At 65.3% G+C, this 16,515-nt stretch carries 17 protein-coding genes; 11 read left to right on the top strand and 6 right to left on the bottom strand.

From position 1 onward, the window contains the following. Both VM054_01415 and VM054_01410 read right to left on the bottom strand, forming a co-directional pair. The coding region (locus VM054_01415; protein HUT97716.1) for a Wzz/FepE/Etk N-terminal domain-containing protein at positions 1 to 522 on the bottom strand (522 nt) is incomplete at its 3' end. A gap of 1 nt (position 523) precedes the next feature. Further along, the gene (locus tag VM054_01410) at positions 524 to 1,240 is read right to left on the bottom strand and encodes a polysaccharide biosynthesis/export family protein (GenBank protein ID HUT97715.1); all 717 of its coding nucleotides are present in this window, start codon (positions 1,238 to 1,240) and stop codon (positions 524 to 526) included. Between the two features lie 348 nt (positions 1,241 to 1,588). On the opposite strand from VM054_01410, the gene VM054_01405 reads away from it, so the two are divergent. After that, the gene (locus VM054_01405; protein ID HUT97714.1) at positions 1,589 to 2,389 is read left to right on the top strand and encodes an electron transfer flavoprotein subunit beta/FixA family protein; all 801 of its coding nucleotides are present in this window, start codon (positions 1,589 to 1,591) and stop codon (positions 2,387 to 2,389) included. Next, positions 2,389 to 3,570: an electron transfer flavoprotein subunit alpha gene (locus tag VM054_01400; GenBank protein ID HUT97713.1), complete on the top strand. Its 1,182-nt coding sequence runs from the start codon at positions 2,389 to 2,391 to the stop codon at positions 3,568 to 3,570. The genes VM054_01405 and VM054_01400 overlap by 1 nt, the downstream gene beginning before the upstream one ends. Positions 3,571 to 3,941: 371 nt before the next feature. On the opposite strand, the gene VM054_01395 is transcribed toward VM054_01400, so the two are convergent. From VM054_01395 to dnaX, 3 genes are all read right to left on the bottom strand, one after another. Beyond that, on the bottom strand, positions 3,942 to 4,430 hold the full coding sequence (locus VM054_01395; protein HUT97712.1) for a bifunctional nuclease family protein: 489 nt from the start codon (positions 4,428 to 4,430) through the stop codon (positions 3,942 to 3,944). A gap of 81 nt (positions 4,431 to 4,511) precedes the next feature. Further along, complete coding sequence (locus VM054_01390) at positions 4,512 to 4,856, bottom strand: YbaB/EbfC family nucleoid-associated protein (protein HUT97711.1); 345 nt, start codon at positions 4,854 to 4,856, stop codon at positions 4,512 to 4,514. Between the two features lie 23 nt (positions 4,857 to 4,879). Further along, positions 4,880 to 6,496, bottom strand: a complete 1,617-nt coding sequence (gene dnaX, locus VM054_01385; GenBank protein ID HUT97710.1) for a DNA polymerase III subunit gamma/tau — start codon at positions 6,494 to 6,496, stop codon at positions 4,880 to 4,882. Positions 6,497 to 6,659: 163 nt separating this feature from the next. Between dnaX and rpmB the strand changes: the two genes are divergently transcribed. Continuing rightward, positions 6,660 to 6,848 (top strand): 50S ribosomal protein L28, encoded by a 189-nt coding sequence (gene rpmB / locus VM054_01380; GenBank protein HUT97709.1) that lies wholly within the window; start codon positions 6,660 to 6,662, stop codon positions 6,846 to 6,848. A 74-nt stretch (positions 6,849 to 6,922) separates the two neighbouring features. Here the strand turns inward: rpmB and VM054_01375 are convergent, their stop codons facing one another. Then, positions 6,923 to 7,714 carry a hypothetical protein gene (locus VM054_01375; GenBank protein HUT97708.1) on the bottom strand — a complete coding sequence of 264 codons (792 nt, stop codon included), beginning with the start codon at positions 7,712 to 7,714 and terminating at the stop codon, positions 6,923 to 6,925. Between the two features lie 132 nt (positions 7,715 to 7,846). On the opposite strand from VM054_01375, the gene VM054_01370 reads away from it, so the two are divergent. From VM054_01370 to VM054_01335, 8 genes are all read left to right on the top strand, one after another. After that, positions 7,847 to 8,944, top strand: a complete 1,098-nt coding sequence (locus VM054_01370; GenBank protein HUT97707.1) for a DNA recombination protein RmuC — start codon at positions 7,847 to 7,849, stop codon at positions 8,942 to 8,944. 128 nt (positions 8,945 to 9,072) lie between these two features. Then, entirely contained in the window at positions 9,073 to 10,014 is a 942-nt protein-coding gene (locus VM054_01365) for a 2-oxoacid:acceptor oxidoreductase family protein (protein ID HUT97706.1), read from the top strand. An 8-nt stretch (positions 10,015 to 10,022) separates the two neighbouring features. Continuing rightward, entirely contained in the window at positions 10,023 to 11,255 is a 1,233-nt protein-coding gene (gene porA, locus VM054_01360; GenBank protein HUT97705.1) for a pyruvate ferredoxin oxidoreductase, read from the top strand. Between the two features lie 28 nt (positions 11,256 to 11,283). After that, the gene (locus VM054_01355) at positions 11,284 to 12,222 is read left to right on the top strand and encodes a thiamine pyrophosphate-dependent enzyme (protein HUT97704.1); all 939 of its coding nucleotides are present in this window, start codon (positions 11,284 to 11,286) and stop codon (positions 12,220 to 12,222) included. Between the two features lie 697 nt (positions 12,223 to 12,919). Further along, positions 12,920 to 13,765, top strand: a complete 846-nt coding sequence (locus VM054_01350; GenBank protein ID HUT97703.1) for a CsgG/HfaB family protein — start codon at positions 12,920 to 12,922, stop codon at positions 13,763 to 13,765. 101 nt (positions 13,766 to 13,866) lie between these two features. Continuing rightward, complete coding sequence (gene ftcD / locus VM054_01345) at positions 13,867 to 14,838, top strand: glutamate formimidoyltransferase (protein ID HUT97702.1); 972 nt, start codon at positions 13,867 to 13,869, stop codon at positions 14,836 to 14,838. Between the two features lie 6 nt (positions 14,839 to 14,844). Beyond that, positions 14,845 to 16,191: an imidazolonepropionase gene (gene hutI / locus VM054_01340; protein HUT97701.1), complete on the top strand. Its 1,347-nt coding sequence runs from the start codon at positions 14,845 to 14,847 to the stop codon at positions 16,189 to 16,191. 58 nt (positions 16,192 to 16,249) lie between these two features. Then, positions 16,250 to 16,515, top strand: a 266-nt coding sequence (locus tag VM054_01335) for a cyclodeaminase/cyclohydrolase family protein (GenBank protein ID HUT97700.1), incomplete at its 3' end; no start/stop codon positions are given.

Raw genomic sequence — 16,515 nt, 5'->3', positions numbered from 1 at the left:
GGGATCGTGGAGGGTGAAGCCGAAAAAGCCGTCGTTCGACACGAAGGATTGGTCGTAGAGACCTTCGCCGATGACGTTGTGCGCGTCGTCCAGCACCGAGAAACCGGATTCGCTCTCGATCACCCTGTACGAGCCGACGGGGAAGCCTATTTCGACGAAAGGATCCTGGAAGAACACGCCGTCGGGAAGCTGTTCTTGGGGATGGAAGGCGAGGTCCAACCGCTCGACCACGCCCAGGCAGATGTAGCGGCTCGAGATGATCTGGAGCTCAGTCTCCAGGCGGTACGGCTGGAAGGACGTGTAAAAGCCCTGCAGGAGATCGTTGTTCTGCCCCGTGGTCTCGATAACCAGGGACGCCGTCGCCACGTAGGTCGGAGGAGTGGTGTAGGATTGGTAAGCGGCCACCGTGAGCGAGATCAGCACGGCGAAGATGATTATCCACTTCCGCTTCCGCAGAACGAGGAGGTATTCGGATACCTTGGGTGCGCTGCGTCCGCGGCCCGGGTTGGTCGGTTGTTCCACTCTACCAGCTCAGGTTGTACAGGCGGTTCGCGTCGAATACGGCGCGGAGCGTGGGGGCGATGTTGTTGAGGAATTCGTTCCAGTCGCCGATGAACGTGCGGGGGACGTAAACGATGTCCCCGGCGGCCAGCGGTACGTCGAGAGCCGCCCGACCCTCTTCCAGGATGCCCCGCACGTCAACCAGGTAGAGGCGGGTCACGTCCGGCAACACACGGATGATGGCGACCTCGCTCTCCACGGGGTTGCCCCAGAACCCGCTGGCTACGGCCAGGGCCTCGACCAGACTCATCCTCACCCGGTAGTTGTAGCGGCCGGGGTCTTTCACCTCGCCGAGCACGTAAACCCTGCAGCTTGAATACTCCAGGACCTCGAGACCGATCTGGGGATGGCCCAGATAGGGGGACCAGACCTCGATCAACTTCTTGCGCAGCTCGTGGGGGGTGTACCCGACGGCGATGAAATCGTCCAGGTAGGGGAGGTTCAGATACCCCTCGGGGTCCACGTGGTAGGACCCGGAGAGCTCGGGATGGCCGACGATGGTGATGCTCAGGAGGTCGTCCACCCCGATTCGGTAGGTCGTCTCGGCGATGAACTCGGGTGTGGGGTATGCGACCTCCAAGACCTCCACGGGCCGGTCGGCCAGGGTGAGCTCCCCGTCGGCCTCGGCCAGGCAGGCTGACAGCAGCAGTAAAACGACGCCTGTTATTTTTCGACCCATCGTTCCAGCGATCGCGTGCGATGGTTCCCGGGGGTTTCCCCTCCGTTATTTGTTGAGATTATACGCCTTGGAGGGGACTCGGTCAAGACGGGTGACTAGGGTCTCCACATGGGTGGAGCCGCTATCCTTGGGTGGCGAAGCCGGTATCTGCGACCGCGAAGAGGTAAAAAGTGGCGCATTCACGTGCGTCGGACCGTGATTACCAGTGTGCGCAAAAATGGTGCCAGGTGCTCCTCGGGCGCGGCTTGACCCGTTTCCGGGGCGCTGCTATTATCACGGCCGGCGAAGCCGCGCAGCCGCACATCTGCGACGGCGCAACCGTAAACCCAGGCTTTAGAACGCCCTTGTATGCATTACGTCGTTTGCATCAAACAGGTCCCCGACGTCTCCACGGTCAGGATTGACCCGAAGCGCGGCACCCTCATCCGCGAGGGCGTGCCCAGCGTCACCAACCCCTACGACCTCTACGCCCTGGAGGCGGCGCTCGAGCTCCGGGACGCGTACGGAGGCAAGGTCACCGCCCTGACCATGGGTCCTCCCCAGGCCGAGGCGGTGCTCCGGGACGCCATCGCCATGGGCGTGGACGACGCGGTGCTCCTGTCCGATCCCGCCTTCGCCGGCGCCGACACCCTGGCCACCAGTTTCGTTTTAGCCCGGGCCATCGAGAGGCTCGAACCGGCGGTGGTCCTCGTGTTCGCCGGGAAGCAAGCCATTGACGGCGACACGGGGCAGGTCGGCCCCGGCATCTCCCGGCGCCTCGGCTGGACCCAGCTCACCTACATTGACCGCATCGGCCGGCCCGACGACGGGGCGATAGAGGTGGAGAGGCTTCTGGAGGACGGGCGGGAGGTTCTGGAGGCCAAGCTGCCGGCCGTGGTCGCCGTGGTGAAGGACATCAACGAGCCGCGGCTGCCCAGTCTGCGCGGCCTCCGGCGCGCCAAAACGGCGGAGATTCCGGTCTGGAGCGCCGACAGGCTGGGCTTGAGCGAGGAGGAGGTCGGCCTGGCCGGCTCGCCCACCCAGGTAATCAGGGTGTTCACCCCCTCCGCCCAGTCCTCGGGGGGCGAGATGACGGAGGCCCCGGCCCGCGAGGCCGCCGCCATCTTCGTCAAGTGGCTCGAGGACAACCGCATCCTGAAGGAAAGCTGATGCCCTACCTGCGCATCTCCGAGAGGCTCTGCATCGGCTGCGCCGCGTGCGTGAAGGTCTGCCCCTTCGGCGCCCTCGAAATGGTGGAGGAGCTGGTCCGGGTGAACGAGCGGTGCAACGACTGCGGCGCCTGCGTCGAGAGCTGCCCCGTCGAGGCCATAATCCTCGACCGTCCCGACGCCGCCGCCGGGGTGGACCTCGAGGATTACCGCGGGGTGTGGGTGGCGGTGGAGCTGCAGTCGAAAAAAGTCGCCCCGGTGAGCCTGGAGCTCCTCGGCAAGGGCCGGGAGCTGGCCGACGATTTGGACGTGCCGCTTTCCGCCCTCCTTTTGGGCGACGACGTCGAGCACCTGGTGAAAAAGCTCATCGCCCACGGTGCCGACGTGGTACACCTCGCGGAGCATCCGCTCCTGGGGCGCTACTCGAACGACACATTCGTCGAGGCGGCGGCCCAGGTGGTGGAGCGACACCGCCCCGAGGTCATCCTCTTCGGCGCCACGGCCAACGGCCGCGACTGGGCCGGGGCGCTGGCCACCCGCCTGCACACCGGCCTGACCGCCGACTGCACCGGGCTTTCCATAGACCGCGAGAACCGGCGGCTCCTCCAAACCCGGCCGGCCTTCGGCGGCAACATCATGGCCACCATCATCACCCCGAACCACCGCCCCCAGATGGCCACCGTCCGCCCGAAGGTTTTCGCGCCCGTCCCCGTGCCGGGTCACGAGGGCCAGCTCGTCCGGGACGCCGTGGCCCTGTCCAAGTCCGAGCTCAGGGCGATTCTCAAGCGCTTCATCGCCTCCGAGCCCGAGGTCAACATCGCCGACGCGCGGATCATCGTTTCCGGGGGTCGCGGGGTGGGCAAGCCGGAAAATTTTCGGCTCATCTACGATCTGGCCGAGGCGCTGGGCGCCGCCGTGGGGGCCAGCCGCGCCGCCGTGGACGCCGGCTGGATTCCCTATCCCCACCAGGTGGGCCAGACCGGCCGCACCGTCCGGCCCAAGCTCTACGTCGCCTGCGGCATATCCGGATCGGTCCAGCACCTGGCCGGGATGAAAACCAGCGAGTACGTCGTGGCCATCAACCGGGACCCGCGGGCGCCGATTTTCAACTACGCCGACTTCGGCATCGTGGGCGACCTCCACGAGGTCATCCCGGAAATCATCGGGATGCTGAAGCGGTAGGGGTGGACGACCGTGGAGGGTCGCCCCTACGGGCAATTGCGTGGTTCTAAATGTAGGGCGGGGACTTTAGTCCCCGCCGTTTTTTATCACACGGCGGCCCGCAGAGGGGCCGCCCTGCACAATTTCACATTGGACGTAGGGCGGGGGCTCCGTACCCCGCCCGTTTTTCGGGCCGACCGGTCGGTCGGCCCCTACGTTTGGCAACCACAGGGACGGGCGACCGTGGAGGACTCGTCCTACCGGTCGCCCCTACGGGTTGGATTCGCGATTGTCCGCCGTTGGGGCGGGTGTCCACACCCGCTCGCCGTGTCATTCACCAACTGATAAAAAAGAACCTTGCGGTTCTTTTGTTTTACCCCTAGCCCAGGCCCTCAGCGCTTCTCGAAGTCGTCGGGGGTCAGGCCGTCCAGGAAGCGGGAGAGGTCCTCCGTGTTCAATACGGCCGACTGCTGCTTGGACTCCTCGAAGGCGAGCACCGACTCGGCCACGAATATCGGCGCGTTGAAGCGCAGCGCCAGGGCGATGCCGTCGGAGGGCCGGCAGTCAACTAAAATCTCGTCCTCGCCGTAAACCAGGTGCAGCTCGGCATAGAAGGTGTTGTCCCGAATCTCGGTGATGACCACTCGGTCCACGGCTGCGCCAAGGGTGAGCACCACACGCTTCAACAGGTCGTGGGTCATGGGCCGCGGCGACTTCACGTGTTCCTTCTCGGCGATGATGGCGTTGGCCTCGAAGGAGCCTACCCAGATGGGCAGGACCCGCTCGGCGACGGAGTCACGCAGGATGACCACCGGCGACTTCTTCTTGGGGTCGAAGGCGATGCCGGCCACGTCAACGGGGATTTCTTGCTCGGGGCTCATGGGCCGCTCCGGTGTGTTCCGCTGGTAGTATAGCCCAGTTTGGGCGATAAATCCAATGCGGACGGGCGGCCGGCCGTGTTTTTAAAAACCGCCGCCCATCATCTGCTCCGCGATGGCCGGGGGTATCCCCACCTCCTGCGCGGCCCGGGCCATCTCCTCCTGCACCATCTCGTCGGCCTTGACCCGGGCGTCGGCGACGGCGGCCACGATGAGGTCCTCGAGGAGCTCCACGTCCCCGGAGGCCGCGGCCCCCGGCTCTATAACCACGCGGGTGACGTCGTGGCGCCCGTTCATCTTGACCTTCACCAGCCCACCGCCGGCCTGGCCCTCGACGAAGGTCTCCCTCAGCCTGGCCTGGACCTCGGCTATCTTCGCCTGAAGCCGCTGAGCCTGGGCCATTATATTCTCCAAGCCGCCGGCCGTCATCCCCGTCACCTCCCGCGCTTCCGCTACGTCTCGCCCCGGCGCTCCCCGTCCACCCTGACCACCCGGGCGTCGAAAACCTCGATCGTCTTCTGGATCGCCTGCCGGTCCTTGGATGAAAGGCCGTCCAGGTCCGCGCCGACCGCCGGGAACTCCTTGGCGGTTTCCTCGGTCGCACCCTCACGGCCCTCGGGCGGGCTCTCCAGGAGGGCTTCGAAGGTCAGCGGCCTCGAGTAGAACTCCGTCGCGGCCTGCTCGACGACCCGCACGTTCTCCATCTTGCGCAGCTGCTGGTGGTGGAAGCTGAACTCGGGCGGGAAGACCAGGACGAGCCGGTCGTCCTCCAGGCGGACCTCCCGGGCCTCCGCGGCGAAGGCTCCGACGCTCGTGTTCGCCTTCCGTAGGTGGGGGAGGAACGCCTCCCAGGTTCCGTTTTCCCGCTCCCTAAGCGTCCCGTTCAATCCCTCCCCGGTCGGGGGGTGAGTTTTTTTTTGCGCGGCGGGTGGGTTTTCCCCCTCCACGCCCCGCAGCCTCTCGGCCAGCTCGGTCAGGGAAATCAGCCTGGGCAGCCGGGAAAGCTCCACCAAGGCCAGTTCGAGGATCAGGCGCGGCTGGCGGGAGAGCTTCAGCTCCACCAGGGTCCGGCGCAGGGGGGCCAGGAGCGAGAGCCAGGTCTCCGGCGGGACGGCGCGCTCCGATGTGGTGGGGGTCCGCTCGGTCGGCCCTTCGACCAGCCCCTCGGCCTCGCCGCCCAGGGAGTGGATGAAACGGTCGCGCCACAGGTCCAGGAGCTCCTCGGCGAGGACCCGCGGGTCTATCCCCGAATCCACCGTCTCGGTAACACGGCGGACGACGGCCGCGGCGTCACCGTCCAGCACGGCCCCCGTCAGCTCTATCAGGGTGTCCACGCCGACCTTGCCCAGGACGGCCCGCGCATCCTCGAGTGTAATCCGCTTCTCCCCGTACGCGAAGAGCTGCTCCAGGGTACTCTCGGCGTCGCGAATGGCTCCGCTCGCGGAACGGGCCGCCAGAAGCGCCGCCTCGTGGTCCAGCTCGTAGCCTTCCTCGAGGGCGATGCGCTCCAGGAGCGCGGCGATTTCGCCCGTGGGGATGCGGCGGAAGGTGAGCCGCTGACAGCGGCTGATTATCGTGGGGGGCAGCTTGTCCGGGTCGGTGGTGGCCAGGACGAAAACGGCGTGTTCGGGGGGCTCCTCCAGCGTCTTCAACAGGGCGTTGAAGGCCTCCCGGGTGAGCATGTGGACTTCGTCTATGATGTAGATTTTGTAGCGGCCGCCCGCCGGGGCGAACTTCACGTTCTCCCGCAGCGCCCGGATCTCGTCTATGCCGCGGTTCGAGGCGGCGTCTATCTCGATGACGTCCACGTTGGCGCCGGACGCGATGGAGCGGCACTGGTCGCAAGAATTGCATGGCTCCGCCGTGGGGCCGGTCACGCAGTTCAGCGCTTTCGCCAGGAGGCGGGCCGTGGTGGTTTTACCCACCCCCCGCGGCCCGGCGAAGAGGTAGGCGTGTCCGACGCGGCCCTGGCTCACGGCGTTCTGGAGCATCCGGCAGATGTGCTGTTGGCCGATGACCTCGCCGAAAACCTGGGGCCGCCACTTGCGCGCGATGACCTGGTAGCTCATTGATTTCCCTCGGGTGGCGCGGGTGATTATAACGCAGCGCCGGGCCCCCCGCCACCCCGAACGCGGCGTCCGGGACCGGTGAGAGGAACGTCACGGGGCTTGACAGGCGGCTCGCGGGCGTGTTAGGCTACCGCCGCTCATCCGGAGAAATAAGGACGGGGCCATGAGTCTACGGTGCGACATCTGCGGCAAGGAAAGCGGGTCGGGGTCAAACGTCAGCCACTCTCTGCGGCACACCAAGCGCGTCTTCAAGCCCAACATCCAGCGGGTCCGCGCCGTGGTGGACGGGAAGGTGAAGCGGATTCGCGTCTGCACGCGCTGCCTGCGTTCCGGGAAGGTCGTCAAGCCGTAATCGGCATTTCTTTTTTTTTCAAAAAAAACGGGAGGTCTGCGGCCTCCCGTCGTTTATGGTCCGTCGTCCGACCGTTACGCGTCCCGCCCCGCGGTCAGATGAAAGAGCCGCCAGGACATGCCGACCTCGAAGGTCTCCGGTCCTCGCCAATCGGGGTGAGGCCGGTTGCCCTTGAAATCGTACACGCCGGCGAGGTCGCTCATGGCCGCCGCGTATGGGAGCTTGATCCGCTCGGGCGGCGCCTCGCCCCGATCCAACTCCTCCAGCCCGCCGCCCAGCTCCAGGTCGCCGCTCTCCCAGCCCATGTCGAAACCCCGCGCGTAGAGATCCCGTTCAACGGCGCTCTTCCCGCCCCCGAACCACCACGACGGGAAGGCTATGAGCGCCATCCCCATCGGCTCGACGTACCGGCTCACCAGGGAGAAGTCTATAAGATTCTTCCGGCGGAGGCCGTCGTAGGAAACGGCCAGGACGAAGGAGCGTTCACGGGGCGCGATGACCTTGTCCTTCGGCCCGGCCAGCCCCGGCAGGCTCCCGTGGAAAACGGTGACGTTCTCCTTGTCCAGGGAGTAGAGGATGGAGACGGCGACGATGCAGTGGGTCAGCGAGCGGTCCAGGGCGACCACGTGCCCAGAACGCCCGGCCAGGGCGGCGGCAAGGTAGCCCAGCCCGCAGCCGACCTCCAGGGCCGTACCGCCCAGGGGGCGGGTTCCCAGTACGTCGGCGCAGAACGTTTCCCGTTTTTTCAAGGTTTGCGGATCGGAGAGGCGGCTCGGGGAGTAGAGGCCCGTGATGCTCGAGTCCGCGTTTAAACCGACCTCGGAGAGCGGATTGTCGCTCTTGGGGGAACCGGACGAAGGGGGCATGACGCGCGCTCCGGGGTGGCGGTTTTAATTCGACTGTCAATATTTTAGCAGCAATCCCCGCGCCTTGCCAAATTGCGGACCCGATTTGTAACAGGGCTGTGGTAAGCTTGGAATGAATCCAGAGGAGGCGGTATGGAGTACATCATTGCGGGATTGGCCGGTCTGGCGGTTGTACTGCTGTTTGTAATCCTCTTCCGCCGCGGCCGTGGAGGAGACACGCAGAAGGAACTGATAGAGCTCCGCACGCTCACCCAGCGCCAGGCTGATGAGCTCTCGGGACTGAGACAACAACAGACGGACCATTACGTAAAGGTGTTAAGGGAACTGGCGGAAAACAAACAATCCCTTACGAGCAACCTGGGAGAACAGGGCACCAAGCTGGCAACCTTCTTCGGTGAGGTGCAGAACCAGCTTACGCATGTCACCAAAAGCGCAGATGAGCTCAACCGGCAGTCCCAGGTAATCGGCCGCTTGAGTGAACTGCTCCAGGCGCCCAAACAAAGGGGTGGATTGGGGGAGCAGGAGCTGGAGTTAGTGCTTACTGAAATTCTTCCGGCGGAATACTACCGGTTGCAGTACGAGCTTGGACCGGGGCTGGGCAAGGTGGATGCGGTAATCATCCTGGGTGACCGTTTGGTGCCCGTGGATTCCAAGTTTCCGATGTCAGCATTCGACCAGCTTCGTGGGGCTGATAACACCGATACCGACACAAAGCGGAAAGCAAGGGGGAAATTTGTCAAAGCGGTCAAAGAGCGGATAGACGAGGCCTCGAAGTATGTCCGACCGGATGCACGGACGATAGACTTCGGTCTCGTATTTCTGCCGGCTGAGGGGATTTATCAGGAAGCGGCCACCCATCGCTACCCGGAGGACCCCACCGACGACCTAATCCGCTACGCCAACAGCCACAAGATGGCCTTGGTGAGCCCCAGCCTGTTCTTCGCCTACCTGAGGACGATTTATCTGGGCCTGAACAGCCTGCGGGTAGCCGATCATGTTGATGAAATCGTCAAGGGCCTTTCAGGTCTGCGAACCTTGTTGCAGAAGGTGTTGGAGCCGCTCCGCCTGTTAGGAAAACATATCAATAACGCCCGTTCCCAGTACGACAGCGCTATGCAGGAGGTCAACAGCCTGGATGTCCGCATGTCCGTTCTGACTACAGGTGTGTTATCAGGGGAGGCGCCGCCGGAACTGCCGGGGGCGGCGCCGGACGGGGAGGAAAAATCTTGAAATAACTGCATTCCACGGTCCGCGACGCCTTGTATTCCAGCCGGCGATTTGTTAGCATCCGGCTGGCTTTTTCGTTCCCCAACCGCGTAAAAACGCGCATCCCTTTTTTTGCCCTCAGGAGGTAATTGATGCCCAAGATGCTTGAGCTGCGCTGGCACGCTCGGGGTGGACAGGGCGCGGTGACGGCCTCCAAGGTGCTCGCCGACGCGGCCCTGGAGACGGGCAAGCACGTCCAGTCCTTCCCCGAATACGGCTCCGAGCGCATGGGCGCCCCGATCAAGGCCTTCAACCGAATCTCGGACTCACCGATAACCATCTACTCCTCCGTCACCGATCCCGACATCGTCATCGTTTTGGACGAGACGCTCTTGAACGTGGTGGACGTGGGCGAGGGGTTGAAGGACGACGGGATTCTCTTGGTCAACACCGAGCTCGCGCCGGCCGAGGTCCGTGAGAATATCGTCGAGGGTCACCGGTTCCGCATCTTCACCGTGGACGCGACCGGCATCAGCCGGAAGTACCTGGGTCGCCGGATGCCGAACACGCCCATGATAGGTGCGCTGACCGGCCTCGTGGACATGCTCTCCACCGACGACATCTGCCAAAGCTTCAAGGCCAACTACACGGACGTGTTCTCCAAGGACGTGCTCGAGGGGAACCTGAAGGCCATCCGGGAAGCGGCGGTCTCGCTCTCCAAGCCCGACCAGGCGAAGGGTCCGGGCGGCCGCGGCCAACTGGCCAAGCCCAAGTACGGGAACGAGAGTTACAAGGAACTCCCCAGGGCCGGCTACATCGTGGCCTCGGACTTGCACCCCTACCTGCGCGCAGGGAACGCCGTGGATTACAACACCGGGTCCTGGCGCGCCGACCGACCGGTCTGGGACTCAGAGAAGTGCACCCACTGCTTCCGTTGCTTCATCTTCTGCCCCGATGCGGCAATCACCTTTGATCCCGAGACCGAGAAGATGACCGGACACGACCTGGTGCACTGCAAGGGCTGCGGCATCTGCGCCGAGGTGTGCCCCCCCAAGGTCAAGGCCATCACCATGGTCAATGAGACCAGCAAGTAGCGGGGTTTATGAGCCCCGAGGAGGTTTTTGCCGTGCCTGAGAAAACGCTTGCCTTGACGGGGAACCAGGCGGCCGCCTACGCGATGATGCAGATAGACCCCGACGTCGTGGCTGCCTACCCGATCACGCCCCAGACGAGTTTAATGCAGAAGTTCGCCGACTTCCACGCCGACGGCGACGTGTCCACCGAGCTCATTCTGGTGGAGAGCGAGCACTCGGCGATGAGCGCGTGCGTGGGCAGCGAGGCGGCCGGAGCCCGGACCATGACCGCCACCAGCGCCAACGGCCTGGCGCTCATGGTCGAAATCGTCTACATCGCCGCCTCCCTGCGGCTGCCCATCGTGATGCCCGTCGTCAACCGCGCCCTCTCCGGGCCGATCAACATCCACTGCGACCACTCCGACGCCATGCTGTGCCGGGATTCAGGCTGGATCCAGCTTTTCTGCGTGAACGCCCAGGAAGCTTACGAGAACACGATTCAGGCGATCCGTATCGCCGAGCACCCCGACGTGCTGTTGCCGGTGATGGTCAACTTCGACGGATTCATCACCAGCCACGGCATGGAGAATGTGCTCATCCACGACGGCGAGAAGGTCAAGAAGTTCATCGGCGAGTACCACCCGCAGTACCCCCTGCTCGACCCCGCCCTGCCGTTAACCATGGGCCCCCTGGATCTGCACGACTACTACTTCGAGCACAAGCGGGGCCAGATAGACGCCATGGAGGCCGCCCGCAAAGTCATCCTCGACGTGTCCAGGGAGTTCGCCAAGGGGTTCGGCACGCGGGACGACGGCTACTTCCGCACCTACAAGCTCGAGGACGCCGAGGTGGCCATCGTGGTCCTCAACTCCACCGGCGGGACGGTCAACATCGTGGTGGACCGGCTCCGCGAGCAGGGTAAGAAGGCCGGGGCGATCAACCTGCGGGTCTTCCGTCCCTTCCCCGGCGAGGAGCTCGCCAAGGCCCTGGCCCACGTGAAGTGCGTGGCGATGATGGACCGCGCGGTGAGCTTCGGCGCCATGGGCGGAGCGATCTACAACGAGCTGCGCAGCGCCATGTACGAGATGGATTCCCGTCCCGAGGTCATCAGCCGGATGTACGGTCTCGGCGGTCGCCAGATCGAGACCTACCACATCGAGGAGGTTTTCGACGACCTCTTCCGGATACTCGGGGGCGGTAGCGCGGATGATTACGGATATTTAAACGTCCGCCAGCACGAGCCGGCGGCGGTCAAGGCTTAACGGGCGTCGGCGCGCCCGAGGAGGAGATATGCCCAGTTTCAAAGAGATAGCCCTCACGACGCGGCAGCGGCTCTCCGGGGGCCACCGCATGTGCGCGGGCTGCGGCGCCACGATGCTCATGCGCCAGGTCCTCCACAGCCTGGACGCCGAGGACGAGGTCGTCGTCACCGCGGCCACGGGGTGCATGGAGGTCTCCACGACCATCTACCCCTACACGGCCTGGCGGTGCTCCTACATCCACAACGCCTTCGAGAACGCCGGCGCCACCTGCTCCGGTGTCGAGACCGCCTACCGCGCCCTGAAGAAGAAGGGCAAGATGCCCCACAACTTCAAGTTCCTGGCCTTCGGCGGCGACGGCGGCACGTACGACATCGGCCTGCAAAGCCTTTCGGGGGCCATGGAGCGCGGGCACAACATGGTGTACATCTGCTACGACAACGAGGGCTACATGAACACCGGCTACCAGCGGTCCGGCTCGACGCCCCACGGCGCCAGCACCACCACCGCCCCCGCCGGCAAGGTATCCTACGGCAAGCCCCAGTTCAACAAGGACCTGACCGGGATTCTGGCCGCCCACCGCCTGCCCTACGTGGCCCAGGCCATCCCCGCCAAGCCCAACGATCTAATGAAAAAGGCCCGGACCGCCTTCTACACCGAGGGTCCCTGCTTCATCAACTGCCTCTCGCCCTGCATCCCGGGGTGGAAAATCTCCCCCAACGAGACGGTCCAGACCGGCCTGCTGGCGGTGGAAACCTGCTTCTGGCCCCTGTACGAGGTCGTTGACGGCGAGTGGAAGCTCAACTTCAAGCCCAAGGAGAAGAAGCCCGTCGTGGATTGGCTTCAGGGGCAGGGGCGCTTCCGCCACCTGTTCAAGCCGGAGCTCCGGCAGGACATCATTGACGAGATCCAGGCCGAGATAGACCGGCGCTGGCACGAGCTCCTGGTGAAGTGCGGCGAAGGGGCCTAGGGCGTCGGCCCGTTCGATTCAGGAGGGGGCGTTGGGGCCCCCTTCTCGTTGGACGGGCACGGCGTGGAACCGGGCCTGAAATTCCGGCGTAAGGAGCCTCGAAGGGTCGAAGAGAAGGGGGCTTTGGTGAAATTTACGGCATTGCTGGCGCTGGCGTCGTCCGCGGGAACGGCCCTGGCCCAGGGGAGCACCTGAGCCGCCTCCTGCGAGGGGTCGGAGTTACTGACCACCGTTCTCATCGTCGCCGGGGGGCTGCTCGTCTACTCCGCAATCCGCTGGCTGGTGCGGCGTTTCAAGCGCCAACAGCCCTGATCTCATTATTACAACGGCGGCCCGCAGAGGATTCATCCTACGGGACCGCCCTACATCATTGCAAATGCGTGTCGCGGGCTGAGGCGATGGTTGCCGCATGTCCCCTCTCCCCTCTGGGGGGAGGGTTAGGGTGGGGGGTGCGATGGTCTCCCTCTCCCAATGGGAGAAGGATTAAGGGTGAGGGCTACCTTATAAAAAAGCGGCGGGGATAGGAATCCCCGCCCTACGTCATCGCAATACATGGCGGCCCGCGGAGGACTCGTCCTGCGGAGCCGTCCTGCGTTTTTATCGTGTCGGCCCGCGACCGGGGCCGCCCTGCGCGTTTGAGCCGTCGGGGAATCCCCGGCGGTTTGGTGCTATAATGATCGGTCTGAGGGAGGTCCAGATGCGCGGAGCGGCCCTTCTCCTTCTGTTCGCCGCCGGACTGGCCGCCGCCGCCGAGCCCGTGAACCTGGCCGTGACCGATTTCCAGCCACTGGGAGTCTTCCCCGAGCAGGCGGTGGCGGTGGCGGAGATTCTGCGCACGGAGCTCATCGGTCTCCCCGGGGTGCGGGTCATCGAGCGGTCGCAATTGGCGCGGGTGATGGAGGAGCGGTCGCTCTCCGCGGCGGGCATGACGACCGGCGAGGCCGCGGAGCTCGGCGCGCTGACCGGCGCCGACTACATCGCCGTGGGCTCCCTCTCCGCCCTGGGCGAGACGTACACCCTGGCGGTCCGGCTGGTGGACGTGAGTTCCTCCGAGGCGGTGCTGGGCGAGACGGTGACCGTGGGGACGACGGCCGAGCTGCCGTGGGCCTGCCGGGACCTGGCCAAGGCCCTGGCCGGGGCCGTCGGTGCCGAATCGGTAGATGTCACGGAGCCGGAGGTGGAGCCGACGGCGCGTCCGCCGCAGGTCGTCTCGCTCGATTTCTACCGCCACGGCGATTATTCCTCCCCCGCGACGAGATTCGGCCTGGTCGAGACCGAGATGGTGGTGTGGGTCCTGAAGCTCGGACGTGAGGGGGCCGGCCCGGAAGAGGCCCACGAGGTCACCGTGGTCTGGACCGCACCGGACGGGGAGGTGCGGTGGGAGGAGGTGCGATCCGCCGTTTTCGCGGAGGGGCAGGGCTCCCTGCGCGTCATAGGCGGCAAGGGCTACACCGAGCCCGGCGTGTGGCTGGCCGGCGGTTGGGACGTCCGGGTGAGGCTCGACGGCTCCGAGGCCGCCTCGGGGGGCTTCATCGTGGAGTAGCATCCCGGGGGCCGACCGCCCGCGTGTTATAATCGAATTTTAAAGTTGCGCCGTCGCGGAAACCGGCGGCGGGAACGTTTTAGGTGCGAGGAGGGGCGTAAATGGCGGCGCTGATCGAATGGGTCCCCAACATCAGCGAGGGCCGGCGGGCCGATGTCGTAAAGGCCTGCGTCGAGCCCTTGAAGTCCATCGAGGGCGTCAGGCTCCTGGATTTCTCATCCGACCCGGATCACAACCGCTCGGTCATCACCTGTGTGGGCGGTCCGAAGGGGCTCAGGGAGGCCACCCTGGCCCTCTATGCCAGGGCCGTCGAGCTCATAGACATGAACCAGCACTCGGGCGAGCACTCGCGCATAGGCGCGGTGGACGTCAGCCCCTACGTTCCGGTGCGCGACGCGCAGATGTCGGACTGCGACGCCCTGGCCAGGGAGTGCGCCCGGGCCGTGGCGGAAAAATTCGATCTGCCCGTGTACCTCTACCGCGAATCGGCGACGGCCCCGCACCGCCAGAGCCAGTCCGACATCCGCAAGGGGGAGTACGAGGGCCTCGCCGAGAAGATGCGGGACCCCCTGTGGAAGCCCGATTTCGGTCCGGACGAGCCGCACCCCACCGCCGGCGCGACCATCATGGGCGGCCGGCCCTTCCTCATCGCCTTCAACGTCAACCTGGGCACCACCGACGCCGGAATCGCCAAGCGCATCGCCAAGGCCGTCCGCGGCTCCTCGGGCGGCTTCGTCCACATCCAGGGGGCGGGTTTCTACCTCGAGGACCACGAGGAGGGCCCCGTCGCCGTCAAGAGCTACGATGAGCGCGGCGCCATGGTCACCCACCAGGGCTCTTTCACCCGGAAAACGGGCATGGTCCAAATCTCGATGAATTTTCTGGACTACACCAAGACCCCGCTCTTCCGCGTCGTGGAAACCATCCGGCGCGAGGCGGCCCGCTACGGCGTCCCCGTCATCCAGACCGAGCTCGTCGGCCTGGCGCCCGCCGACGCCTTCATAGATTCCGCCAAGTGGTACATGCAGGTGGACAACCTGAAGAACTCCCAGATCATAGACTTTCAAATCTAAAAAATTATGAACCCGCCCAAACCCCCCAAGGTTACCGCCCGGGACGACGGATACCCCGATCTGATCGTCCACAATGCCTCGCTGGTCCTTACCTGCGCGGGGAAGGGACCCCGGCGGGGTCCGGAGCAGGACGAGCTCCACGCCGTACCCGACGGCGCCGTGGCCGTCACCGGCAGCCGGATCACGGCCGTGGGCCCCGTTACCGATATCATGCAGATGGGCGGTGTCCCCACCACCCTCCTCGACGCCCGGGGCGGGATTGTCATGCCCGGGATGGTGGACCCCCACACCCACCCGGTTTACGGGGGGAACCGGGCCGACGAGTTCCTGAAGCGCCTGGCCGGCGCGAGCTACGAGGAACTGCAGGCCGCCGGCGGCGGAATACAGGCCACCGTGGACGCCACCCGGAAGATGCGCGTATCCGACCTCGTCGAGAGCTCCCGGGGAAGGCTGTGGAGCATGTTCTTCGCCGGGGTGACCACCTTCGAGGCCAAGTCGGGCTACGGCCTCTCCGTAGCCGGTGAAATGGCCATCCTTCAGGCCATCCGGGAGCTCGACGCCGAGGGCCCCTGGGACCTGGTGCCGACCTTTCTCGGCGCCCACGCCCTGCCCCGCGAGTACGCCGACGACCGCGGGGGTTACGTGGACCTGGTCTGCGAGAAGATGATCCCCAAGGTGGCCGCCCTGGAACTGGCCGAGTTCTGCGACGTCTTCTGCGAACGGGGCGCCTTCACCGTGGAGGAGAGCCGCCGCATCCTCCAGGCGGGCCGGGCCCACGGCCTTGAACCCAAGGTGCACGCCGACGAGCTTTCCCTCTCGGGGGGCACCCGGCTGGGCGTCGAGGTCGGCGCCCGCAGCGTGGACCACCTGCCCTACGTGAGCGACGAGGAGATTGAACTTTTAGGTAAAAGCAAGACCGCGGCCGTACTCCTTCCCGCGACCACCTTCTTCCTTCTCCAGGACCGATACGCGCCGGGGCGCAAGCTGGTAGACGCCGGGGCCGTCGTCGCCCTGGCCTCGGACCACAACCCCGGTTCCTCCCACACCCTCTCCATGGGGCGGATCATCGAGCTCGGGGTGATGCGGTGCGGTCTGACGGTGCGCGAGGCGCTCAACGCCGTCACGGTGAACGCCGCCTACGCCGTGGGACGCGAGAAAGAGGTGGGCAGCCTCGAACCGGGCAAGCAGGCCGATCTCATCATCCTGAACGTGAGCACGCCCGAGGAGCTAATCTACGCCTGGGGCGTCAACCACGTCGTCGCCGTCATCAAGCGGGGTCGGCTGGTGGACCGCCGCCGGCAGCCCGACGAAACCCGACCCAAAACGCAACGGTTCTCGGACCTCTTCAGTTGACGTGTACGGCTTTACACGCCTGGGCTCCCAATCCCCCCGTTACGCGAAGGAGCAACGGATGCTGACGGACCTCACCATCACGGATTTCCTGAAGAAACTCGGCAGCAGGGAACCGGCCCCCGGGGGAGGCTCCTCGGCGGCTCTGGCGGCCAGTCTGGGAGCGAACCTCCTCTCCATGGTCTGCCGGTTGACCGCGGGGAAGAAGGGGTACGAGGAGTTCTGGGACGAGTGCAAGGGGGAGAACGCCGGGATCGCCGAGGCCGCCGACAGGCTCCGCGTGCTGATTGACGAGGACACCGAGGCCTTCAACGCCCTGATGGCCTC

The organism is bacterium (assembly GCA_035528375.1).
In the GTDB taxonomy this organism is placed as follows: Bacteria; RBG-13-66-14; RBG-13-66-14; order RBG-13-66-14; family RBG-13-66-14; genus RBG-13-66-14.
This window is presented reverse-complemented; position numbering and strand designations above follow the sequence as displayed.